Below are 23,613 nucleotides of genomic sequence, written 5' to 3'. Positions count from 1 at the left end.
TAACTATGGTAAAGCGTTAACGGAGGCGAAAGAGGGAGAGGAGTAGATATGAACGAAGAAAAGCAGGAGGCGGGAAGCCTCCTGCTTTTTACTTACGCGTTATGGTAAGCTAAATCTTTCTTTTTCTTCAAATCAAAACGATCCGCGTTCATTACTTTCACCCAGGCAGCCACAAAGTCGTGGACAAACTTCTCTTTGTTATCTTCCTGTGCATACACTTCACCGAGCGAACGCAGGACAGAATTGGAACCGAAGACGAGGTCGACGCGTGTTGCTTTTCTGACAAGATCGCCTGTTTGACGATCGCGACCTTCATATTCGTTGTAATCACTCGGCTTCCACTCGATGCCCATATCAAGAAGGTTCACGAAAAAATCGTTCGTCAGTGTGCCGACTTTGTCTGTAAATACGCCGTAGTCAGTGTCTTTGTAGTTGGCACCAAGTACGCGCATACCACCGACGAGTACAGTCATTTCCGGAGCGGAAAGACCAAGGAGCTGTGCTTTATCGACAAGCAGTTCCTCAGGGCTCAACGTGTATCGCTTTTTCTCATAGTTACGGAAGCCATCCGCCATCGGCTCAAGAACTTCAAAGCTTTCTTCGTCCGTTTGTTCTTGGGTGGCATCGCCGCGTCCGGATACAAATGGAACCGTAACTTCGACACCTGCATCTTTGGCCGCTTTTTCTACGGCTGCGCTTCCTCCAAGGACAATTAAATCAGCAAGGCTGACTTCTTTGTCGAACTGTTTTTGAATGCTTTCATAGACCGCAAGCACTTTGGAAAGCTGCTGAGGTTCATTCACTTCCCAGTCTTTTTGTGGAGCGAGTCGGATGCGGGCACCGTTCGCGCCCCCACGCATGTCCGATCCACGGTACGTGCTTGCTGCAGCCCATGACGTTTTCACAAGTTCACTGACAGAAAGGTTGGAGTCGAGGATTTTTTCTTTCAACTCTGCCACTTCTGCGTCCGTCAATTCATATTTCACTGTAGGAATCGGGTCCTGCCAGATCAAGTCTTCATCCGGCACTTCTGGTCCGAGGTATCTTGTTTTTGGTCCCATGTCACGGTGAAGCAGCTTGAACCATGCACGAGCAAAGGCATCGGCAAATTCATCCGGGTTTTGATGGAAACGACGGGAGATCTTTTCGTAATCAGGGTCCATACGAAGAGCCATATCGGCTGTCGTCATAAAGGTAGGGACTTTTACCGATGGATCCTCCGCATCTGGAGCCATGTCCTCTTTTTTAGGATTGACCGGTGCCCATTGGTTCGCACCTGCTGCACTCTTCGTCAATTCCCATTCGTAGCCGAACAATAGATCATAATAGCCGTTGTCCCAAACGGTCGGGTTCGCTGTCCATGCACCATCGACACCACTTGTGATCGTGTCGCGGCCTTTCCCGCTTCCGTGAGAGCTCATCCAGCCTAAGCCTTGATCCTCGATGTCAGCCGCTTCTGGTGAAGCGCCGACTTGATCAGGATCCCCGGCACCGTGAGCTTTACCGAAGGTGTGACCACCAGCGACAAGAGCGACAGTTTCTTCGTCATTCATTCCCATACGAGCGAACGTTTCGCGGATATCGCGTGCACTTGCAAGTGGGTCCGGGTTGCCGTTTGGACCTTCCGGGTTTACATAGATGAGTCCCATCTGCACAGCAGCGAGTGGGCTTTCAAGTTCGCGGTCGCCGGAATAACGATTGTCGCCGAGCCACTCTTTTTCATTTCCCCAATAGACATCTTCTTCTGGATGCCAGATGTCCTCGCGTCCTGCGCCAAAGCCAAAGGTCTTCAAGCCCATGGATTCAAGCGCGACGTTTCCAGTAAGTACGAGCAGGTCTGCCCATGAAATTTTATTGCCATATTTCTGTTTGATCGGCCACAGCAGGCGGCGGGCTTTATCGAGGTTCGCATTATCCGGCCAGCTGTTCAGGGGAGCGAAACGCTGGTTTCCTGTGGCACCACCACCGCGTCCATCTCCTGTACGATACGTACCGGCTGCGTGCCAGGACATACGAATGAAAAGGGGTCCATAATGGCCATAGTCTGCCGGCCACCAGTCCTGGCTGTCAGTCATCAGCTCATGCAAGTCCTGCTTCAGAGCGTAATAATCGAGTTTGTTGAATTCCTCTTCATAATCAAAGTCTTCTCCCATCGGGTTCGACTTTTTATCATGCTGACGTAAAATATGCAGATTCAGCTGGTTGGGCCACCAGTCTTTGTTCGTTGTGCCGACTTTCGTTGTCGTTACGGCGCTTTCTTCTTTCGTTTTTTCGTGGGTGACGGGACACTTTCCAGCTTGGCTGTCATGCATTTCATTCTTGTCCATGAATCATACCCTCCTATATTTGTGAAAAAATTATAATCGCTCTCAGATTATAATTATAATAAAAAAGGGTGAATTTTGAAAGGAAGAACCCTCTGATTTGCTGGAAAAATTTTATTTCATTAATAGTGGTATGTAAGTGAATCATATTTTAATAGATTTGTGTTGTTGATGAATCAGTGAGGAGCGGGGGCTATTAGTGAGTGGCCTGTATGGGTGATTCGCGTAGATTTAAGGAAATGTCTTCGAATTTCAAATACAAATTCATTGAAAAATATTCCCATTGTGTATAGCATGAAAGCATTGATTCTAGTAAACGAGGCACCCAAACAAACATAGAAATCCAGTCGATGAGATAGGGGAATGAAAGTGCGTCATCTATCAAACTACTTATACATATTCTACTCTTTCGTGTTCGCCTTGAATGTCGTTCACGTGTTTTGGAACAATTCGACTTTGTACACCATCATAGGGATCCTTGGGATCGTCATGCTGGCCATCAGTTTTCCTCGTTCGGACCGCGTGTTCCAGATTTTAGGGATGGTGCTTTTATTTGCTGGAGCGTTTTTCTTTTTCTCGAGTGAGACGACCTTTCAAGAGATTCCCTCGTTTTTTGCGGGGAATATTGGACTTCTCTTCTTATTATCCATGCTTCCGTGGATGAACAGTGTCGTGAAAGCGGGAAGGTATAACAAACTCCTGCAATCCTTATTAGGAAGTAACGCCAAAGGACTTGGTTCTTTATATGTCCGGAGTGAAGTCACCATGGTTTCTCTCGCCGCTTTCCTGAACTTGTCTTCCGCCACCATTTCCCAGGACTTGTTGAAGGAACAGTTGAAAGATGTGAAAACGAAGGTGAAGAACAGCTTCATTTTAATGGCGACACTTCGTGGGTATTCACTTGCTTTGTTGTGGAGCCCACTTGAAATTCTGCTGGCGACTTCGATTTTCATTACAGGAGCGAATTATTTAGAGGTGCTGCCATGGATGCTGCTGATTGCCGTTCTTGGTATCTCGATGGATTCATTCATTGGAAAAATGATGTTTCGTAAATACGAGATTGAAGCTGCATCTTCCATAGAAAAAGGGACAGGGAAAAGCGGGAAGAAACTGGTCCAGTTCATTGTTGCGCTCGTCCTGTTTTTATCCGTGGTCGTATTTTTAGGTAACGTCATCCAGCTGGACTTTCTTTTTGCTGTGACCGTATCGATCTTCCCATTCGCTTTCACATGGGCGGTGCTTGTGAAGCGGAAACGGAGCTTCCTGCAGATCGGCTGGCCGACTTGGAAATGGAAGACGAACCACTTGAGTAACTTCATCGTTCTCCTGTTGTCGCTTTCCTTTTTGACGGAAACGTTGAATGCTTCACCATACTTGAAGTATTTGCAGGATCCTCTGATTGCGCTTGAGGGAAGTCCGCTTCTCATTATGCTTTTCATCCAGGCCGCTTTCCTTGTGATGACGCTGTTAGGCGTTCATCCACTTGCGACGATGGGGATCTTTGGTGGTGTCAGTGAACTGTTAATCGGTACGTTCCCGGAGGTCACGCTGACGATTCTACTGTCTGCCTGTGCGATCGCGACCGTACCATCCGCCCCTTATGGTCTGATTGTTACGATTACTTCTGTAGCTTTACGGATGAATCCATATCAGATCGTGCTGAGAAATCTGCCATACAGTATTTTGTTGGGGTTCTTGGGCATAGGGGTGTCATTGCTTACACTGCTTGTGTATTAAATCAAAATAGAATCGTGCAAAAAGCTGATCGGAAGCCACCGATCAGCTTTTTTGTAACAATTTTTTGGACAACGGATATACCCCCAGGCTTTGAATGACGAGGGAGATCAGCACTGTAGCAAAAGCTAGGGAAAGAAACGGTTCATGATCACCCGTGTGTTGAACTTGAAAACTTAAAATGAGAAACACGGACATCGTTCCTTTAAGGCCGGACCATGAAATGACAGCAGATTCCCGCCAGGAAAGTTCCTTGCGCCAATGGGGGAAAAGGGTTGTACTCCCTGTGATGATGAGGAAACGTACGATCATCGACAGGATAAAGATCAGGAAAGCGAACCCCCAGACAGGCGAGCTTAGATAGGGAGCGGACTTGATACCGATCAGTAGGAATAATAGAGAAAGCAGCGAAATTTCAACGATTCCCCAAAATCCATCCAAGGTATCCTTAAAGTGTTCTTCTTTTATGGTTCGACCGTATTCAAAAGAGAGCATAAGACCAGCGGATACGGTGGCAATCACACCTGATACTCCAAGGGCTTCGGCCAAATTGAATATGCCATAGGCCAGAACGATACTCAGCATCACCTGATATTCTTTGTTGTGGGTGTAATGGATGCCCTTACTCATCAACCATCCGAATAAGATGCCCAGTCCTGCGCCTCCTAAGGAAACGACTAGAAACTCGCCCGTAAATGACAAGAGTGAGAACTCCTCCCGGTTTGTATAGATGCCGAGAAGCACAGAAAACATTACGATACTTGTCCCATCATTAAGCAGTGATTCTCCTTCTACGACATCCGCTATTTTTTCATTTCCGGTAGAGTTCTTCAGGATGGATACTACGGATACAGGGTCGGTGGGCGTTAGGATGGAAGCGAGTAGTAAAGCACCGATCAAAGAGAGAGAGAAGAAAGGTCCGCTGACAGCATAAACAAGCCCCCCTAAGATTCCGAGCGTCAACAAGAGTCCGGCAGTAGCTAGAAAAAGGATGAAACCCATATGTTTCTTAAACTGCTCCGCCGGAAACCGGTAGGCGGAAACAAATAAGAGAGCGGGCAGAAATGCATGGTAAATCATATGTTCCGTTACTTCGATGGAAGAAAAGTAAGGAACGAAGGATAAACCGATTCCAATAAAAACAAGAACTGTAGGTACAGGTATGTTTTCTTGCTTTTTATCGAGGGTGAAAATGAAAAAGCCTATGAATAAGAGCAGGATTCCTTGAATGATGGACATGGTCGAGCCTCCTTCTTCTATGTATGGTTTGCCATTATCCTTTGGGAAAAATAATTAAACCTCATTCTACATGGCTGGATACTAAGGTGAAGCCGACCGGACCGAAGGGGAAAGGCACACAGGTGTCGGTCATGTGATTCAGGGTTGATTTGCGTATGAGAAAAAGCCCGTACAAAGAATGCACAGGCCTTCATCACTGAGGATAAATTACGGATATCAATTGAAGTTATGAGATATCCATTGAATTTCGAATATATCACTTTAAATCCAAATATATCAATCAAAAATGAAATATATCAACCGAGACACGGCCATCCTTACTCTCAGAAAGCCTCCGGCAGCATTTTAAATCCATCCACTTCTGCATCTTCTTCCACTTCAATCATGATGCAGCGTTTCCCTTTGTAATTGACCTGTCTTACAAACTGCAGGTCCTGGGGGCTGATTGAAATATTGGCGATCTTCGTATTGATTTTAATTGACTTGGAGTTGTATTTCGGTACGATACTGCTTGCTTTCAACTCATAGCCTTCATTGTCGGTGATCTGTGCGAACGCGTGCTTCACTTTTTCAGAATCCACTTCTTCACCACTCGATTTCAATACGCGCTCGACATCTCTGTAGTCGAGCTTTGGCGGAGCATCGTCTTCGTTTTCTTCCACGGTACGGTTGATCTCACCATACACATTGGCAAGGGTGGAAGGGCTCAACTGGTCCCCGACGACATCACGGATGACTTCTTCGAAAATGGCTTTATCCTCTTTCGCCGTCATGATTTCTTCTCCGTTCAAGACGTCTTCAATGAAACGATAGTCCGGTTCGTTCGCTTTTCCGGCAGAGTAGAGGATATGGTTCACATCGGAAGCACCGTCCGTAATACCTGGGAAAAGGAATCCGGTCATCGGGTTTTTCAGATCGATGACAGGATCGACTTCAATTTTATATTTGAACTCTTTCTCGATATAGTCGAACTGGATTTCTTTTTTCGGGTCTTCGGTTTTATTGATGCTGCAGAGGATGAATGGGTTTGAATACACAGCGTCGCGGCTGCTTTCCTCTGACTCTTCACTGCGGCGTCTCGTAGGTTTCATATATTCTGCACGGATGAAGGAAATGACGACATCCTTCTCATAAGGGTTGTCACGGATGATTTTTTCCGTCATCTGAAGCATTTGTTCCTTCCAGTCGTCCACATGGTTACTGAGAAGGCCTTTATGTAAAATCAGCTGGCTGCTGTCTTCGGCTTCACGCTGAAATTTCAGTTCGAATAACTTTTCGTCAAGCTGTCCGGTGAGAAGCTTTTTAAAATTGTTCATATACAGCTCTTGCTGGTCTTTATCCAGCATTTCAAATGGTTGGCTTTGGTGATGAAAAATTTCTGTCGTTTCCTTCATGATATAGACGTTGAAGATGTTCTTGATCTTGAGTAGGTCGTTGTCGACTTTAAGCTGCCTGCGGATGCCGGCAATGTCTTTTTTGTCCATCTATCGTTCACTCCTAAATTCGTTCCATGATGATCTCATTTTAACACAGAGAGATAGAACCGATGGAGAATTTCGGGTCATCTAAGGCAGATTGGAGCGAACTGATTTCCACCCCTTATTCTTTTGTATGGTTAAACAATAAGGGTTCCTCCTAAATGAAGGAACCCTCGTCTTATTAGTTGTCTTGTTTTGCTTTTTTGGACTTGCGTGCTTTTTTAGCTTCTTGTTTGTGAGCTTCGTTAGCTGCTTCGCTGCCGAATTCCTGAGAAAATTCAGTGTCGGCTTGTTTAGGGTCAAATCCCTTTTTGTTCTTTTGCTCAGCGTCGTGTTTCTTAGTTCTTTTCGCCATGATTGTTCACCTCCGTCTCCTTCTTATTATGAATCGGAAATGAATTTCTCATGTAAGTCAGGGAAGAAATTCATCTAGAAACGATACGAAATCCAATGTATAATAAGTGAAGTTGAAAAAATAGATGGAAGAAGCGTGTGTGCCTTCTTCCATCTATTTTTTCGTTGTACGGCAATGGGGAAGGAGGAGCAGGTATGAATTTTTTTGAGCGAATGGAACAGGAGACGGGAGTCCTTTTAAATGAGGTCCAGCAACAGGCGGTGGTGCACACGGATGGGCCGCTGCTTTTGCTTGCGTCGCCCGGGTCAGGGAAAACGACAACACTGAATATGAAGATCGGTTATTTGATTCTTGAGAAAAAAGTGGACCCGGACCGGATTATGGCGGTCACATTCAGTAAAGCGTCAGCCCGGGATATGTCGGAACGTTTCGATCGTTTCTTTTCCGGTCTGACGAATGAAAAGGTCCACTTTTCCACTATCCACAGTTTCGCATACAAGGTGGTCCGAGAGTCGTTGCGAAAGAATGGTCAGGATTTTCAGCTGATTGAAGGAAACATCAGTGATGAAGAATTGAAAAAAGGCTGGGACGGCCCGGAAGTTCCCCTTCATAAGAAGTTCATTTTGAAGAAGTTGTATGAAGATACCAATGGTGTGCAGATGACAGATGATGAGATGGACGAGCTGATGAGGTATATCAGTTTTGTGAAGAACCGGATGATTGAAGGGAAAGAGCTTGAACGTGTCTCTTGTCAGGTGAAACAGGCCTCAGCCATTTATCAATCGTATGAAGCGTTCAAAAAGAAAGATCCGTTTAAGCTGCTGCTTGATTTTGATGACATGCTTACGTATTGTCATCACATTTTATTGGACGATGCAGAAATCCTATCCAAATATCAGCAGCAGTTTGAGTACATGTTGACGGATGAAAGTCAGGATAACTCGTTGGTCCAGCACGAAATCGTTGAATTGCTGGCAAAACCCCAGAACAACCTTTGTGTTGTAGCGGATGATGATCAGTCGATCTTTATGTGGCGCGGCTCCGATGTCGATAAACTTCTGGATTTTGAAGAGACGTATCCGAATGGAACGGTGCTGACGATGTCCCAGAACTACCGCTCATCCGAGGATATTGTGAAAGTATCCAATCAATTCATCAAACGCAATAAGAAGCGTTATGCGAAAGAAATGTTCACGGAAAATGAGGCGCACACTCCCATCGAGATCAAAAACTTAAGTAATTATGAAAAGCAATTGAAGTATCTCACTGAGCAGCTGAAAAAGAGAGGACATGGAGAAGAGGTGGCTGTCCTTTACCGCAACAACGCTTCGGCTGTACCGATTGCTGATCAGCTTGATAAGGCCGGCATCGATTTTTACATGAAAGACATCGATCCGAAGTTCTTTAAACACTGGGTCGTAGAGGATATCCTGAACTTTATGCGTTTTTCCTATAATGACCGTCGTGTCGATATTCTCGAACGTATTCATACAAAATTCAATGCTTACATTTCGAAAAAGCAGATCTTCTTTTTGAAAAAGAGAAACAGCCAGGCGTCCGTTTTTGATCGGCTTTTGGAGAGGGACATTCCTGACTATCAATCCAAGAACATCAAGAAGGCGAAAAAGCTTTTTAAAGAAATCAACGAAATGGAGCCCGCCCAGGCCATCCGCACGATCAGGGAAAAGCTCGGTTACGATCATGCCCTGCAGAAGATGTCCGAAAAGTTTGGCTTCAATGCGGAACACTTGATGAATATCTTGAACACTCTGGAAAAGATCGCTGAGGGGTTAGGGTCACTGAAAGGATTTGCTGACCGCTTGAAGGAGTTGGAGAAGCTCCTTCAAACTTCGAAGTACAATAAAAATCAAAGCACCCTGACGCTGACGACGTTCCACAGTGCCAAAGGTCTCGAATATGACAAAGTGTACATGATCGACCTCGTCAATGGCGTCATTCCATCAAAGGATGATATGGAAACGTACCGGAATAAAGAAGCAGGACCGATGGAAGAAGCTGTCCGTCTTTTTTATGTCGGCATGACGCGCGCACGAACAAACCTTGAGTTGCTGACGTACAACTACAAAGGCAGTGAACGTGTGACAGAATCGATCTTCCTGATGAACGTGAGAAGGATCCTTCAGCCGGAAGGAGAGAAGAAGACGCTGAAAAAACGGAAGCGGCAGGCTCCTGATTTATCAGACGAAAACCTGCTTCGAATGGATGATGTGGAGATTGGCAGGCACATCAATCATCGGAAGTTCGGTCCTGGTATGATTAAGGAATTTGATAGCGACCAGATCGGCATCCAATTTGAAGAAGCCGGTTACAAGGAACTCTTGTTAGAGGTTTGTTTGGACAATGGGTTATTGAGTAAGGGTTGAAATGAAACGTTAAAACCACCAGGAAGGTGCCGGGTCTTTGAGATCTTGGCATCTTTTTTATTTCATTCAGTAAGCATTTACATTCTTTTACAACCCTTTTATCTCTTCTTATCGTTTACTTAATAAAAAGTATTTAACATAGGTCCTAGAAGGGAAGTTTACTTGATCGCAAAGGAGATGAAGTCTGATGATCCGAAAACTTAGCGTCATCTTCATAACAATGGGACTCTTGGTGGTTTTGTGGAAACAAAGTCAGCTCGTTTCCTATGATGCTGGATTGCAGACGGAGGCGCCCGGAAATTCTACGGTTTCTGACGAGTTGAGTGACTCTTCCTATCCAATGGACTATGTGTATGCTGAAACGTATGAAGGGGGCGGAGAGCTGACAGTTCCTAAGCTTGGAAAAAAGTATCCTGTGTATTACGATGCTGATCCAGATAACTTAAAGAAAGGAATCGGGATGTTTGATCCATCGTTTGCATCATCCCCTTCTGAAGGGGAGCACACGGTTCTTGCTGGTCACAGAGAGACGACGTTTGCCGGTCTTGGTGGTTTAGTGGAAGGGGATTTTATCTATCTGACGGAAAACAACATCGAGTATGAATACCAAATTAATAAAATATGGGTGGCGGACTCGGAGGATACCTCATTCCTTGTTCCCACATCATCTCCAACTTTGACGTTCACCACCTGTTATCCGTTCGACTTTACAGGTGCTGCCCCTGAGCGTTTTATCGTAGAAGCAGATTTAGTGAAACAGCAGGAAATACAATAAAGACTGCCCCCCCTCCTTTTGTGATGAAAGGAGGGGGCGTTTCATTTGCTTTTCATTACATGAAGAACTAAGGGGCCGATCTTTAGAATAAATGTAAGCATGGAAAACACTCAAAGTTTTAGCGCCATCCTGGTCCCACTCTTTGTTCAAAACAAGGGGAAAAGTTCCATAGGAGAAATTCAAAAATAGTGAGGACCTAATCATGACAATGAGGGCTGCCTTCTATTTTTAAGAAGAAGGTGGTCTATTGCTCTTGCAGGAATGCAACGCTGCACTGTCGAAAGGTCCTAAAAGCATTAAAGATAATGGAGAAGGGGGAATCACGGATGAATATGGATCCGATCAAACAAATACTAGAGCAGGATTCTATTATGGTCCTGGATGGGGCTTTAGCGACAGAACTTGAAGCATATGGATGTGACTTGGATGATCCTTTGTGGTCAGCGAAGGTTCTGCTGGATAATCCAGAAGCTATCGAGGCCGTACATAAAGAATATTTCAAAGCGGGAGCGGATTGTGCGATTACCGCCAGTTATCAGGCGACGCTTCCTGGTTTTTCCGAGCGGGGCTTTTCCGAAAAGCAATCGATATCGTTGATTAAGAAAACGGTGGAGCTTGCCAGAAGCGCAAGAGACGAATATTGGGAAGAAGCGTCTTCTATGAAGAAAGTGAAGCCGCTTGTGGCCGCTTCCATTGGGCCTTATGGAGCGTATCTTGCAGACGGGTCGGAATACATCGGAAGTTACGGGGTGACGGATCAACAGTTGATCGATTTCCACCGTCCGAGAATGAAAGCAGTGGTTGAAGCAGGAGCAGATCTTTTAGCGATGGAAACGATCCCCTCTTACCAGGAGGTGAGAGTTTTGGCTGCATTATTAAAGGAATTTCCTGAGTCGTATGCCTGGATGTCTTCTACATTAAAAGATGGAAAGAAAATCAGCGATGGGACGGCTCTGCGAACTTTTGCTGAAGAGCTGGATGACAACAAGCAAATCGCTGCAGTCGGAGTGAACTGTGCCCCAATGGAGAGAGCTGCAGATGCAGTGGCTGTCCTGAAAGAACATACAGGCAAGCCCGTACTTATATATCCGAACTCCGGCGAAACGTATGATCCAGATTCGAATACGTGGCATGGAGAGGGTTCCGCGGTGAGCTTTGATGACGCATCTGAGCGTTGGATTGAAAGAGGGGCATCGATCATTGGTGGATGCTGCCGGACGACTCCTGAGCATATTCGTGGGTTGGCGTTGAAGTGGAAATAAAGATGAAAAAGAAGGGTGACGCTAAAGTCAGCCCTTCTTTTCTTGTTTCTATTTAGTGTGCCGTTGCAGGAAGTCGAGGACTTTCCTGTACACAAAAATTTCGTTTTCTTTCTTGGAAAACCCATGTCCTTCATCCTCAAGGACAATATATTCCACATTTCTACTTTTCTCTTTCAAAGCTTCAACGACTTGGTCGGATTCTGCTTTGACTACGCGTGGGTCCTTTGCGCCCTGGATGACGAGCATCGGCTTTGTCATCGAATCAAGGTAGTTGATCGGTGAGTCTTCTTGTAGCTTTTCCTTATCCTTTTCAGGGTCACCGACAAATTGGGCGATGGCCTGCTTCCAGTGTTCAGGAACGGAATCTATGAAGCTGAACAGGTTGCACGGGCCGAAGATATCAACGACCGCTTTGAAATATTCCGGATGCCTTCCGTGAAGAAGGAGTGCCATGTAACCTCCGTAACTTCCGCCCATCAGGAGAATTTGATCTTTCGTTGCATATCCCTCATCAATCAACCAGTCGAGACCAGCGACATTATCGAGCCTTGGAGCATGTCCCCAATCGCCTTCGATCATTTTTGCAAACGTCTGACCGTAGCCCGTCGATCCTCTGAAGTTCGGAGCGAAAAGGCTGTATCCTTCATGAACGAGAAACAGGAAAAGAGAACGGAACGAGTCACGCTCTGCTACTTGGGGGCCCCCGTGAGGCCAAAGGATCATATGACCGTTATCTCTATCTGGTTTCGGGCGAAATAGTAAGGCTTCAATTTCTAACCCATCAAAAGATTCATAGGTGACATAGTCAGGTGTAATCAAATGCTTATCATTCACGCCTGGAACGCCGTACTTAGTCAATGGTTCCCAGTCTTTTTCCGTTTGTTTATATATATTGGCAGGTACAGTCGCTGAGTCACCGCGAAGATACACATTTCCAGATTCAGCAATGACTAATTGATCGATGACACCGACGGGAGATGTTAATTCTTCCAGTTGTTTCTCTTCTAGCTTATATCGATAGAGATGGTCGCGCACACCTTTTTCACTGACAATATACAACGAATTCGTCGTTTGATCATATTTCATCTGCATAAATTCTTCCGCCTCCACCTGCGCGACTTTTTCAAAAGTTTTCGTGTGAAGGTCGAAGCGGGCGAGGTAGGAAAAGTCGCTTTCATAATTGGTAAGCAGGTAAATCTCCTTTTCGGAAACGAAGACAGCTTCGGATACCGTGTGCTGTGGCTCGGCAGAAGGAGTCAGAAGAAGGTGTTTGTCTCCGATTCTTACATAAAACAATCGGTATGTATTCGAAAAAGCTTTCATATAAAGGAAGCTCTTTTCCTTTGGGCTTTTGTCGATGAGAATTGTCATGGCGTCTTCCCCATGGACAATCACTTCTTCCTCTTCGGTTTCCAAGTTGTAACGATACCCTTTCATGAACGTTTCATCATCTTTCGTGGACGTATAGTACAGTTGCTTTCCGTCTTCTGATAGGAAAGGGTGTATGTGCTGGGCGCCTTCTTTTTCTCTGACCGTTTGAAAAGGGCCGCCCTCTGGCGGGATCGCGTAAATTTGTCCATTTTCATCACCATCTTCATCAACGACGGCGATTACGAATTTGCCTGTGGGATCGTAGGTTATGTACTGACAGCTTTGGTTGTGGAACGTTAATGGGTAGGGGAAAGCATTGGGTAAGTCCATCGCCCATAAATTGTACTTGCCATTCAAATTCGTACTGAAGACAAGTTGGGATTCATCCGGGCTTACAGCAAACGTCTCTATTCCATACGTTTGAAAAAATTGTTCTACATCAGGTTTTGGGAATTCTAACAATGCACACAACTCCAATCGAGTATTTTCGTCTCATATGACACTTTTTCGACATAACTTAGCTTTTTCCCTTTTTTTGTAATCCGTTCACGGTCTTCCCCATTCCCGTAAAGTTTATGAAGATTTTAAGTAGAAACATAAATATAATTGACAATGATAATCGTTTTCAATTAATATGTTCTTATACTTACAAAAGGGAGTGATCACAAGCATGGGGAATTGCCTATATGTCATCAAACCTTTTCGATATGAAAGAATGAATAAACATTGTGGCTGTCATAAAACCATTCGCTTTGGTAAAGGTCAGCGTTTATATGTATTGAATGACCCTTTTTATATAGAGAACAACGGCTGGTATGTCATCGTCCAAATCAATGGAGAAAAGCCGTTCAACATGTCTGCACATTTTATTGATGAACTCTATCAAAAGCAGGCCGTTATGACTTGGATGGACTTAGAGCTGCATATGAATTACCAAAAGCACCAAATTGATAAGGCGCTGCATGATCGGAATGAGCAGTCATTTCAATTTTATACAGAGGAGTATAAAAAACTTAAAAATTTATATGATCATGAGGCTGTGGCACAAGGGAGTCAATCATGACGAAAATACTGATTGGCTTTGCCAGTATGTCCGGGAATACAGAGGATATGGCTGATCATTTAAAATCCCACTTAGATTCAGATTTCGATGTAGATATGCAGGAGCTGGAAGACATAGAAGCCTCTTCGCTATTAGAATATGACGGAATACTTATTGGTTCTTATACATGGAATGATGGAGATCTACCTTATGAGGTAGAGGACTTTTACGATGATTTGGCTGATGTGGATTTAACAGGAATCGCTGCAGCGGTGTTTGGTTCCGGTGATCCCGTTTATCCGCGTTTTTGTGAAGCTGTCCACCTGTTGGAAGATCAATTGAAAGCTTCTGATGCGATGATTATAGCGGAAGGGCTGAAGATTGAGATGAATCCGGATACAGAGGAAGATATGAAGGCATGTTCACAGTTTGCAGAGCGTGTATCCACCCATTTTTTGAACGTGAAAACATAGTCAGGTTAAGAAAACACTAGTGTTATTTTATAAACATTTTTGTACAGATTCAGCATTTTTAAATAAGAGTCTTTACCATAATAAAACGCAGAGGAGTCAGTAACTCCTCTGCGTTTTTATTGTCCCGCCTTTATGCTTTGACTGAAGTTCTTTCCCCGTATAGAATTCGTTCAATCATCGCTTTGTCCATATTCAGATGGGAGATTCCATTTTTGATAAGAAGGTCCTGGGTGTTCGTATCGTCAAAACTGATGTTTTTATTCCAATAAGGACGGAATACGCTCATCGGAGCATTGAATACCTGTTCTTCTTTACTCAGTTCACCATCGTAATCAGACGGAACCATCTCGATATTGTGAAAATCAAGTTTCTCCTTGATCATCTCAAATAACACACGATTGGTCGGCGGATGAGGATTGGTAATGTGATAGATGGCTTTTGGATGATTTGTTTTCAGAGCCGCCGTGAGTACATCGACCACATAGTCGACAGGGACGAAGTTTTGACTCGTATCTCCTGTACATAGAAACTTAAACGTTTGGTTTTGAAGTTCCTTTTTCCGTTCCGTGCGTTTCTTAAGAATTTCCAGGCCGCGAATGACTCCATACAAGGCAAAACTTGTGTCCGCTTCCCCGGTATTCGAATCTCCAATAATGATGGATGGGCGGAAGATTTTTATATTTAACGTATGATTATAGCTCAGTACAAGATGTTCGGCGTGACACTTACTTTCTTCATAAGCATTCACAAACGTCTGCTCTTTTTCGTGTAACTGCTCAGAGGCATGGCGTTTCATTCCAAGCGTGTACGCAGTGCTTACATAATAAAAGTTTGCAGCCCCTATTTCCTTCGCCAGATGAAGAACATTCTTTGTTCCGTCCACGTTGACTTTGAAAGTCTTCTCCCGTTCATTTTCATCAAAGGATAGGAAGGCTGCGCTATGATAAACCGTGTCAATCTTCTCTCTCAAATCCTGGAGTTGTTCTTCCTTGACTCCCGCATGTTTAAGAGATAGATCGCCTTCGATGATGTGAAGGTTTCCCATGGCGTGTGAGGGAACTTCATCCTTAAGGTTTTCCGCTTTCCGCAGACTTCTTACTAAGGCATAGACGCTATGTCCCTCTTTCAGCAGTTTCAGTGCTAGTTGTTTTCCCAAAAAACCTGTCGCTCCTGTGATTAAAATGTTCATGTCAGTTCCTCCGATGTCTTATTCATCAGTCTATATAAAACCTTGGTGTTCATAATAGAATTAGATTTCCAAATCTATAACAATGGACCGCTCTTACTATTATTCGTAGTGCATACAAGGATAACATATAGCAAACGGAATGTTGTGAAAAAAGTATGAGAAAACATTGGAAACAGTCCATTGGTCGTTATTCCTTGTATCGTTCCTGAATATGAGGGATCTAACATGTTAGAATGAACACATAAAGAGCTCATCCACGGAGGTGCCATCTATGAATTATGAACAGATGATTCAGAATTTGAGGGAAGATCAAGAGCGTGAAGAGATAAGGCAAAGAAAGCAGGAACAAAAATTTTGGAATCATTCCCCTGATTTCGATGATCTCGAGGGTGTATTGCAACAACGGACGAAAATGGAACTGGATGAGATGAGAAAGAACTTCGGGTTCCAAGGAATGAGTTCGATGAATAAGAGGGAGCTAATTGATCATTTGAAAGAACTTCTTCCCGTACATTTGCATCGGACTCTATCTTATTTGAATGAAGATGCCTATGAGCTTGTAAAAAAGTTGGCTGATGGGAAGAAGGGAGTAAGTGGGGAAGACCACTCTTTTTTTTATGCTAGTAAAATTGTAAGTCGAGCCTGGGCGTTTCCGGCAATTCAGGATAGGAGAAGGATATGGATCCTTCCGAAAGAACTAAGAGCAGCTTTCCATGAAGCAGATGGACAAAAGCTTCAACAGCAGGTCCGTGAAAATACGGAGTGGATTCTTTTGACTAAAGGGATGCTCCATAATTATGGGTATATCGAACACGGTGCCGCTATTTCAACATTGGAACGAGTTAGCGGGGCAGAAGTAGATATCCAGCGTTATTTTGAAGTGATGCGGCTTTGTTCTTATTATGAATTAAATATGGTTACGGGAGGATTTGTGAGCGCTGGTCTGGATTTTGAAGAAAAAGAAGAACTGATTACCCATCATGAAACTCGCCCTGAAATCCCGTATTATCCATTTTCGAAGAAACAGTTAATGAAAGCAGCGTCAGGTGGAGGGATCGAACCGTCGGAGTCGATGAAGCCGTTGATAGAAATGGTCAAAACCTCGTATGACGTGGATCAAGAAGAGATTTTGGATCATGCCAGTTTGTTGGAAGGGCTTCTGAAAGAAGGAATGGATATCAATGAGCTGCTTGAGGTTTTTCAAGAAGTATTTGAAATCCCTGATCAACGGGTCATGCAGCAAGTAGCAGACACACTTGTTTACGCCAATAATCATACCCGGTTGTGGATGTTGAAAGGGCATAAGCCTGTAGAACTGTCGCGGCAGAAGCAAGCTGCTTTTAAAGAAGAAACTCGTGAGAAGGTCGTCCCTTTTAAACAGGACAGGAAAATCGGTAGAAACGAACCTTGTCCGTGTGGAAGTGGAAAGAAATATAAAAAATGCTGTGGATCACCAAAATAGCATGGGGGGAGGAGGAGTGCTTATGCCGGTAAAGTTGAACAACATTGCTGGTGAGTTGGAAATTCTTATGGAAGAATATATGACTTTTTTTGATCGCGAAACGTTTGCTGTCGTTCATTTTCCTCCGGGGATGTATGACGAAGTCGAAATGGGTGAGCCATACGAGACACGCATCGATTGGATAGAAGAGGACTGGAAAAGTGCGGAGATGGTGGTCCATAATGAAGGGAGGTTTGTGAAACTTCCCAGCAAATGGGACATTAATGATTACGAAATCATGGAGGATTTCTCTTATTCAATAGAAGATGAACAAGTCAGGAAACAGGTTCTCAATGCCATCCGTGGACGCGGGGCTTTCCGCCGCTTCCGGGAGCATGTAGAATATCACGGTTTGTTGGATGATTGGTACAAGTATAAGACAGGTCGTTACGTGGAAATCGCAAGGGAATGGTGCGAAGATAATGACATTCCTTATGAAGAATAGGTGAAGGAAGGATCAGGATTCCCGAAGAGAGTCTGATCCTTTTTATTTTGTAAAAAAAGGTGGGAGATCCTAGTTCGGAATGTGTACATATAGGACTTTGTCGTAAAAACAGTTAGTCACTTTTGTTCATTTAGCAGTTTTTTTGCTGAAAGAATAAAGGATTTGGTAAATAACCTATTGATTGGGAGTGATTGTCTATAAAGCCGTAGAGTCCAAAGGGTATGGTCTTCTTTCCAAGAATCCTGGTGGAACGGCACAAACGATCAGCCATAATGGCCTGGCTGTCGAATATGGCATCTCAACCCTGCTGTTCGAAATGCGTGGCATGGCCGATCATTACCGTGAAGATAAAAGGGGAACTTCCTTAGCAGGGAGTTCCTTTTTTGTTTCCACCAGCTTTTCGTTGATCCAGCGCGCGTTCCGTTGATCCAGCGCGCGTTCCGTTGATCCAGCGCGCGTTTCGTCGATCCAGCGCGCGTTTCGTCGATCCAGCGCGCGTTCCGTTGATCCAGCGCGCGTTTCGTCGATCCAGCGCGCGTTCCGTTGATCCAGTGCGCGTTCCGACGATCCAGCGCGCGTTCCGACGATCCAGCGCGCGTTCCGACGATCCAGCGCGCGTTTCGTTGATCCAGCGCGCGTTCCGACGATCCAGCGCGCGTTCCGACGATCCAGCGCGCGTTTCGTTGATCCAGCGCGCGTTCCGACGATCCAGCGCGCGTTTCGACGATCCAGCGCGCGTTCCGACGATCCAGCGCGCGTCTCGTCGATCCAGCGCGCGTTTCGTTGATCCAACTCGCGCCTCATTCTCCCAGGGTATGTTCCGGGTTCCCTGTCGATACAATGCAGCCCATCTGAATACTTACCTTCTTCATATATCTTTAAAATATGGAGAAAATCAGAGAAATTCAGCGATGAGCTGTTTATTTTCAACCGGTAAGGGAAATGGTTTATCACGAAAGAAAAAGAAGGTGACGAAGGTATGCTATTTTCTGGAACGAAACTATCGGATTTATCTATCACATCTGTACTACTTATTCTAATCGGGTTTATTTCACTCGGGGTGAGCATTTATTTCTTCATTGATTTAACAACCAGCATTTTACAGAAAGAAAAATTCGCTGTTGACCAGCAGGCTTTTGATTTAGTGCGTGCGTCTTCCTTTGGAGGGGCAGAACCGCTTGCAAAAGGGATATCTAAAGCTGGTTCCGTTATTTTTATGGTGATTGTTTCACTTATTATTGCTGTGTATTTGTTGTTCTTTTCGCCATTCAGTCGCTGGGTAGGTGTGTATTTCATTCTCGCCATGGGGGGAGTCAGTGGGCTTACGGCAGGGTTGAAATCATTCTCCAGCCGCGACCGACCAACGTTCAAAGGCGATTATCACGGCGCGACTTCCAGTTTTCCGAGTGGCCATGCTTCAGGTGCTCTCGTTTTTTATGGTTTCATTATTTATCTTTTCGCAATCAGTAAGCTTGAACCTAAGTGGAAGTGGACCATCAATGTAGTCTTGGCCCTCATCGCAATCTTGATCGGCGTAACCCGTGTATATTTAGGGGTTCATTTCTTTACAGATGTTGTGGCAGGTTATTTGTTTGGTTTAGCCTGGCTGCTCATTTGTCTTACTGCTCTTGAAGTGACGTTATGGCATCAGCGAAGGAGACAACGATTGTCATAATCCCTTCTTTTTTCATGCTTCCTCTTTTTTTGAATAGATATAAAGAAGCGAGCAAAAAGGGGGCGATCACATGGGTGTAATTAAAGCTCCAAGTAAACATATCGACATGTTGGCACGGTTACTCCGCGCGGAGGCTGTGGGGGAAGGGAAGCAGGGCATGCTGCATGTAGGGGCTGTGACCGTAAATCGCGCAAGAGTGAACTGTTCTGATTTCAAAGGTGTCAGTACCCTGCCGGAGGTGATCAATCAACCGAAAGCATTTGAAGCCTTGCAGCACGGCATGTACTACCAAAGAGCCCGGGAAAGTGAAAGGCGTCTGGCAAGGAGAAACGTGAAGGGATATAGGAGCTGGCCGGCGAAGTACAGTTTGTGGTACTTCAGACCGGATGGGAACTGTCCGCCGACATGGTATGGTCAAAGTCAGGTCGGACGATATAAATCTCACTGTTTTTATGAACCTGTCGCGGGCGAATGTGATGAGATTTATAATACATTCTAATTATGAGTAAGGCTGATAGGCGTAAGTGGAGCCTGTCAGCTTTTTTATGTAACCATTGAAAATCCTGATAAGGGAATAGAAGCTTTTATGATTCTTACATCCTCCTGAATAAAACCATATACAGAGGGTATGAACATATATAGATGTTCATGAAGTGGAGGGTCAAGAATGGAGAAGATGAATCGAGGAATTATTACAGCTTTATCGGCGATTGGAATTGCACAAGCCTTAAAAATTGTCACCCATAAAAAGGTGACCGGCGAATGGGATGTGAAGCAGATAGCCACGACAGGCGGCCAGCCAAGTTCCCACTCGGCTGGCGTATCAGCGCTTGCGACTTATATCGCCGCGAACAAGGGATCACGCCATACGGAGACAGCCCTCGCTACGATTTTTGGTGTCATCGTTATGTATGATGCTCAAGGGATCAGGCGTCATACAGGTGAAATTGCTCAACTGGTCAACGATCTCGAAGATAACTTTGCCGCGATTTCTGTTGATTTTCCGAGCTCTGATTTCGTAGAGCGTGATAAGGAACTGAAGGAGCTGCTCGGACATCAACCGATTGAAGTACTGGGCGGAGCCATTCTGGGAGCGGCTCTTGGGTATTTTTCTGCAAAGCTGGAAGGATAAGAAAAACCGGTTGAGCGAAAAGTAAGACCAGGAGGTGATTCGAATGAACCGACCGAACAATCCTGGGAAAGATGTATTTGCACGTTCTGGAACGAATGTGAGTGAAGTGAAAAGGCGAAATGAGCAATCAGGACTTTCCTACAATCAGGTGAGAGAAATGCTTGCTCGTAAGCAAGATAATAAATGATGATAAACAAAGGCCTGCCCGAAATAGGGACAGGCCTTTTCTTACGTCCAGCTCTTATTGATCTTCGTTCACATCTACTGCTGCTGTATTGTTATTCATATAGGCAGCGGATAAATGATCGTTTTCTTTGTTCCGACCCTCGAGAGCTGCTTGCAGCTTCTGATTGGCTGATCCGCGGTCTCTGCCTTTTGGGTTGTTTTTCTTTCTGCTTTCACTATTTTTACTCATAATCATCCTCCTCCTGATGGTTCTTTATTAATTTCTCCAAGAATCCTTTCCCTATGTCTCACTTTTCATCCTTATTCATGAATGATTTAGACCAGTTTGAAAAGACTAAGGAAAAAGCACGGTTATTGCAGTGAATGACTGAATGCAATCCAAATTGGAGGAGTTCAAAATGCCAGAAAGCCCTCGTTTATCCTCATCGGAAATCGGAACTTTATGGATGACTTATCAGCAGAAGACGATGATTCTTACAATGCTTGAGTATTTTATAGAACAAGCGGATGATGCAGAAGCCAAACAGATCATGACGAATTTGAGATCAAGCATTCAGCCGTATGTTGGAAAAATTGAATCTATGTTCCGGGCGGAAGACGTCCCTGTTCCCATCGGATTTACACATGACGATGTAAATAAAGGGGTACCGAAGCTTTATGATAACGGTTTTGATATTATGTTTCTGCGTTTGGTGAAAGAAATAAGCATGGGCATGCACACATTGAATTTAACGATGTCTTATCGTCCAGACGTCACATTGCTGTATCAGGAACTGACCCGGATCACTCAAAAGTGTTATGACGATTGTACGCAATTTTTACTGACTAAAGGTTATCTGCCAAAAGCTCCTTATGTGGCCGTACAAAAGCAGGTCGAGCATGCAAAAGGGCCGAATTACTTAGGGATGATCAATCCTGTAAAAGGGAAGCGGGCGTTGAACACGGTCGAAATCGCTCATATCCACCACTCCATCGAATCGAATGTTACAGGGATGCATATGATTTTGGGATTCGCTCAATCTGCTACCCATAAAGATGCCAGCGATTATTTTTACAGAGGTGGAGAATTGGCGAAAGGCCTGGTTAAAGAAATGAGTGAGATTTTATTGCAGAACGATATTCAAACCCCAGCAACAGCTGGCGGGAATGTGACGACATCTAAAATTCCTCCGTTTTCGGATAAAATCATGATGTACTGTGTGAGCTTATTCTGCAGTTTTTCATTAGGGGGAAATTCTTTAGGAACGGCGTTCAGTCTGCGTAATGACCTGCCGGCAAAGTTAACTGTATTTATGAAGGATATCTTTGAGTATGCTCATAAAGGTGCCAAAATCATGATTGAACATGGTTGGATGGAGGAACCACCTCAAACCATTAAACATTGAATGAAATGTAAACCTGGCGATCTCGTTCGTCAGGTTTTCTTATGTCAAGATTTATATATTGACATCCTCTCCACTATCCTTTAACATCATAAAAGTCATTAAAACATATCAACTTACTTGGAATTAAGGGGGATTTTAAAGTGAAAAAGTTTGTTTTGCTTTTATCTATAGGTTTTTTAGCGATGGTTCTCGTTGCTTGTGGAAGCAGTGAAGAAAACGATCAGGCTTCTTCTTCCGAGGGAGAAAATGATTCCGATGCTTCTGAGCAGACCTTGCTTGAACAGATTAAAGAAAGTGGAGAATTGGTGATTGGTACAGAAGGCACATATCGTCCATATACGTTCCACGATGAAAATGATAAATTGACTGGTTTTGACGTAGAGATTGCGCGCGAAGTAGCGGATCGTCTTGGCGTCAAACCTGTATTCAACGAAACGAAATGGGACTCTATGTTCGCGGGTCTGAACGCGGAACGTTTCGATATGGTTGCAAACCAAGTCGGTATTACAGAAGAACGTCAGGCGGAGTATTCTTTTTCTGATCCATATATTCAATCTTCTGCCGTGGTTGTTACTCATAAAGACAACGAATCCATTCAGAGCTTTGAGGATTTGGAAGGTGTCAACTCTGCCCAATCGATGACAAGTAATTATGCGGACATTGCCCGTGAAAATGGAGCAGAAATTACAAGTGTGGAAGGATTCAACGAGTCTATGCAGCTGCTTGCGACGAAACGAGTGGAAGCGACTGTCAATGATCGTTTGTCCGTCCTTGATTATTTAAACAACCGAGAGGATGCACCTGTGAAGATCGCTGCCCGTCAGGATGATGCTTCTCAAAGTGGCCTGCTTTTCCGTCAAGGCAATGAAGACCTTGTAAAAGCGGTCAATGAAGCACTTCAGGAAATGAAAGACGATGGCACATACCTTGAGATTTCTGAGAAGTGGTTTGGTGAAGATGTATCTAAGTAATATCTTTACAGACCCTGAGATGGAAAAATATATCGATATTATTGTGAGCTCTTTTCTCCCTTTGGTGAAAGGGGCTTTCTATTATACGATTCCGTTGACGTTGATCACATTTGCTATTGGTTTGGTATTGGCTGTGCTTACTGCTCTTATGAGGCTTTCAAATATGAAAGTGCTCCAGTGGATCGCACGTGCCTATGTGTCGATCATCCGCGGAACACCTTTGCTTGTGCAGTTGTTCATCATCTTTTTCGGGCTCCCTTCTGTGGGAGTGACGATTAACCCATTGTATTCTGCCATCATCGGTTTTTCCTTGAATATGGGAGCTTACAATTCTGAAATTATTCGTGCGGCCATTTTGTCCATACCAAAAGGGCAGTGGGAAGCCTCTCACTCCATCGGAATGACAAATTTCCAGGCTCTGCGCCGGGTTGTACTTCCTCAGGCTACGAGAGTTTCGATCCCGCCATTGTCCAACTCGTTCATCGGCTTGATCAAGGATACATCGTTAGCATCAACGATTACGTACACAGAAATGTTCCGAAAAGCTCAGGAAATCGCAGCAACAAACTATCACTTTCTGCTCGTCTATACCGAAGCAGCCGTGATTTACTGGATCATTTGTATTGGACTTTCCTTCGTACAGGATCGTGTAGAGAACAGGTTGGATCAATATGTCGCAAAATAGGAGGCTG

Annotated in this window: 23 protein-coding genes; 15 read left to right on the top strand and 8 right to left on the bottom strand. The window is 44.5% G+C overall.

The genetic code is table 11. From position 1 onward, the window contains the following. Nucleotides 1–92: 92 nt before the first annotated feature. Complete coding sequence (gene katG / locus ACQ4XT_RS01865; protein WP_446852262.1) at nt 93–2,327, bottom strand: catalase/peroxidase HPI; 2,235 nt, start codon at nt 2,325–2,327, stop codon at nt 93–95. Between the two features lie 360 nt (nt 2,328–2,687). On the opposite strand from katG, the gene ACQ4XT_RS01860 reads away from it, so the two are divergent. Next, the gene (locus ACQ4XT_RS01860) at nt 2,688–4,061 is read left to right on the top strand and encodes a hypothetical protein (RefSeq protein ID WP_446852261.1); all 1,374 of its coding nucleotides are present in this window, start codon (nt 2,688–2,690) and stop codon (nt 4,059–4,061) included. A gap of 42 nt (nt 4,062–4,103) precedes the next feature. Here the strand turns inward: ACQ4XT_RS01860 and ACQ4XT_RS01855 are convergent, their stop codons facing one another. The 3 genes from ACQ4XT_RS01855 to ACQ4XT_RS01845 all read right to left on the bottom strand — a co-directional run bounded on the left by ACQ4XT_RS01855 (nt 4,104) and on the right by ACQ4XT_RS01845 (nt 7,130). Beyond that, nucleotides 4,104–5,297 (bottom strand): cation:proton antiporter, encoded by a 1,194-nt coding sequence (locus ACQ4XT_RS01855; RefSeq protein WP_446852260.1) that lies wholly within the window; start codon nt 5,295–5,297, stop codon nt 4,104–4,106. A 323-nt stretch (nt 5,298–5,620) separates the two neighbouring features. Next, nucleotides 5,621–6,781 carry a DUF4317 domain-containing protein gene (locus ACQ4XT_RS01850; RefSeq protein ID WP_446852259.1) on the bottom strand — a complete coding sequence of 387 codons (1,161 nt, stop codon included), beginning with the start codon at nt 6,779–6,781 and terminating at the stop codon, nt 5,621–5,623. 175 nt (nt 6,782–6,956) lie between these two features. Next, nucleotides 6,957–7,130, bottom strand: a complete 174-nt coding sequence (locus ACQ4XT_RS01845; RefSeq protein WP_226593866.1) for a hypothetical protein — start codon at nt 7,128–7,130, stop codon at nt 6,957–6,959. Nucleotides 7,131–7,324: 194 nt separating this feature from the next. Between ACQ4XT_RS01845 and ACQ4XT_RS01840 the strand changes: the two genes are divergently transcribed. From ACQ4XT_RS01840 to mmuM, 3 genes are all read left to right on the top strand, one after another. Next, on the top strand, nt 7,325–9,514 hold the full coding sequence (locus ACQ4XT_RS01840) for an ATP-dependent helicase (protein WP_446852258.1): 2,190 nt from the start codon (nt 7,325–7,327) through the stop codon (nt 9,512–9,514). Nucleotides 9,515–9,701: 187 nt separating this feature from the next. Further along, nucleotides 9,702–10,289 (top strand): class D sortase, LPxTATN-specific, encoded by a 588-nt coding sequence (gene srtD, locus ACQ4XT_RS01835; protein ID WP_446852257.1) that lies wholly within the window; start codon nt 9,702–9,704, stop codon nt 10,287–10,289. A 332-nt stretch (nt 10,290–10,621) separates the two neighbouring features. Then, nucleotides 10,622–11,551 (top strand): homocysteine S-methyltransferase, encoded by a 930-nt coding sequence (gene mmuM / locus ACQ4XT_RS01830; RefSeq protein ID WP_446855546.1) that lies wholly within the window; start codon nt 10,622–10,624, stop codon nt 11,549–11,551. 48 nt (nt 11,552–11,599) lie between these two features. Here mmuM and ACQ4XT_RS01825 read toward each other — a convergent pair whose 3' ends face one another. Then, on the bottom strand, nt 11,600–13,384 hold the full coding sequence (locus tag ACQ4XT_RS01825) for a S9 family peptidase (protein WP_446852256.1): 1,785 nt from the start codon (nt 13,382–13,384) through the stop codon (nt 11,600–11,602). Between the two features lie 253 nt (nt 13,385–13,637). Between ACQ4XT_RS01825 and ACQ4XT_RS01820 the strand changes: the two genes are divergently transcribed. Together ACQ4XT_RS01820 and ACQ4XT_RS01815 are read left to right on the top strand one after the other, a co-directional pair. Then, a complete protein-coding gene (locus ACQ4XT_RS01820; protein ID WP_446852255.1) occupies nt 13,638–13,985 on the top strand; it encodes an IDEAL domain-containing protein in 348 nt (115 codons plus the stop codon). Next, on the top strand, nt 13,982–14,437 hold the full coding sequence (locus tag ACQ4XT_RS01815) for a flavodoxin (RefSeq protein ID WP_446852254.1): 456 nt from the start codon (nt 13,982–13,984) through the stop codon (nt 14,435–14,437). Before ACQ4XT_RS01820 ends, ACQ4XT_RS01815 begins: the two co-directional genes overlap by 4 nt. Nucleotides 14,438–14,567: 130 nt before the next feature. Here the strand turns inward: ACQ4XT_RS01815 and ACQ4XT_RS01810 are convergent, their stop codons facing one another. Then, on the bottom strand, nt 14,568–15,626 hold the full coding sequence (locus tag ACQ4XT_RS01810; RefSeq protein ID WP_446852253.1) for an SDR family oxidoreductase: 1,059 nt from the start codon (nt 15,624–15,626) through the stop codon (nt 14,568–14,570). Nucleotides 15,627–15,897: 271 nt separating this feature from the next. Here ACQ4XT_RS01810 and ACQ4XT_RS01805 point away from each other — a divergent pair, with 271 nt between their 5' ends. After that, on the top strand, nt 15,898–17,088 hold the full coding sequence (locus ACQ4XT_RS01805) for a YecA family protein (protein ID WP_446852252.1): 1,191 nt from the start codon (nt 15,898–15,900) through the stop codon (nt 17,086–17,088). A 22-nt stretch (nt 17,089–17,110) separates the two neighbouring features. Further along, on the top strand, nt 17,111–17,572 hold the full coding sequence (locus tag ACQ4XT_RS01800) for a UPF0158 family protein (RefSeq protein ID WP_446852251.1): 462 nt from the start codon (nt 17,111–17,113) through the stop codon (nt 17,570–17,572). Nucleotides 17,573–17,908: 336 nt separating this feature from the next. Here ACQ4XT_RS01800 and ACQ4XT_RS01795 read toward each other — a convergent pair whose 3' ends face one another. Beyond that, nucleotides 17,909–18,364 (bottom strand): hypothetical protein, encoded by a 456-nt coding sequence (locus ACQ4XT_RS01795; RefSeq protein ID WP_446852250.1) that lies wholly within the window; start codon nt 18,362–18,364, stop codon nt 17,909–17,911. A 187-nt stretch (nt 18,365–18,551) separates the two neighbouring features. On the opposite strand from ACQ4XT_RS01795, the gene ACQ4XT_RS01790 reads away from it, so the two are divergent. The 4 genes from ACQ4XT_RS01790 (at nt 18,552) to ACQ4XT_RS01775 (ending at nt 20,566) form a co-directional block, all read left to right on the top strand. Next, nucleotides 18,552–19,247: a phosphatase PAP2 family protein gene (locus ACQ4XT_RS01790; protein WP_446852249.1), complete on the top strand. Its 696-nt coding sequence runs from the start codon at nt 18,552–18,554 to the stop codon at nt 19,245–19,247. Nucleotides 19,248–19,317: 70 nt separating this feature from the next. Then, nucleotides 19,318–19,746, top strand: a complete 429-nt coding sequence (locus ACQ4XT_RS01785) for a cell wall hydrolase (protein ID WP_446852248.1) — start codon at nt 19,318–19,320, stop codon at nt 19,744–19,746. 168 nt (nt 19,747–19,914) lie between these two features. Further along, nucleotides 19,915–20,379 (top strand): divergent PAP2 family protein, encoded by a 465-nt coding sequence (locus ACQ4XT_RS01780; RefSeq protein WP_446852247.1) that lies wholly within the window; start codon nt 19,915–19,917, stop codon nt 20,377–20,379. Nucleotides 20,380–20,422: 43 nt separating this feature from the next. Further along, a complete protein-coding gene (locus ACQ4XT_RS01775; protein ID WP_446852246.1) occupies nt 20,423–20,566 on the top strand; it encodes a hypothetical protein in 144 nt (47 codons plus the stop codon). A gap of 54 nt (nt 20,567–20,620) precedes the next feature. Here ACQ4XT_RS01775 and ACQ4XT_RS01770 read toward each other — a convergent pair whose 3' ends face one another. Further along, entirely contained in the window at nt 20,621–20,794 is a 174-nt protein-coding gene (locus ACQ4XT_RS01770; protein ID WP_446852245.1) for a hypothetical protein, read from the bottom strand. Between the two features lie 169 nt (nt 20,795–20,963). On the opposite strand from ACQ4XT_RS01770, the gene ACQ4XT_RS01765 reads away from it, so the two are divergent. The 3 genes from ACQ4XT_RS01765 to ACQ4XT_RS01755 all read left to right on the top strand — a co-directional run bounded on the left by ACQ4XT_RS01765 (nt 20,964) and on the right by ACQ4XT_RS01755 (nt 23,606). Next, nucleotides 20,964–21,950, top strand: coding sequence for a DUF3231 family protein (locus tag ACQ4XT_RS01765; protein ID WP_446852244.1), 987 nt, complete (start codon nt 20,964–20,966; stop codon nt 21,948–21,950). A gap of 140 nt (nt 21,951–22,090) precedes the next feature. Then, the gene (locus ACQ4XT_RS01760) at nt 22,091–22,921 is read left to right on the top strand and encodes an amino acid ABC transporter substrate-binding protein (protein ID WP_446852243.1); all 831 of its coding nucleotides are present in this window, start codon (nt 22,091–22,093) and stop codon (nt 22,919–22,921) included. Further along, nucleotides 22,908–23,606, top strand: a complete 699-nt coding sequence (locus tag ACQ4XT_RS01755; protein ID WP_446852242.1) for an amino acid ABC transporter permease — start codon at nt 22,908–22,910, stop codon at nt 23,604–23,606. Before ACQ4XT_RS01760 ends, ACQ4XT_RS01755 begins: the two co-directional genes overlap by 14 nt. Nucleotides 23,607–23,613 lie beyond the last annotated feature (7 nt).

The sequence above is a fragment of the Halobacillus sp. 12SKB genome (assembly GCF_052941655.1).
Note: the sequence above shows the minus strand (reverse complement) of the source record. Positions and strands in the feature narration are given on the sequence as shown.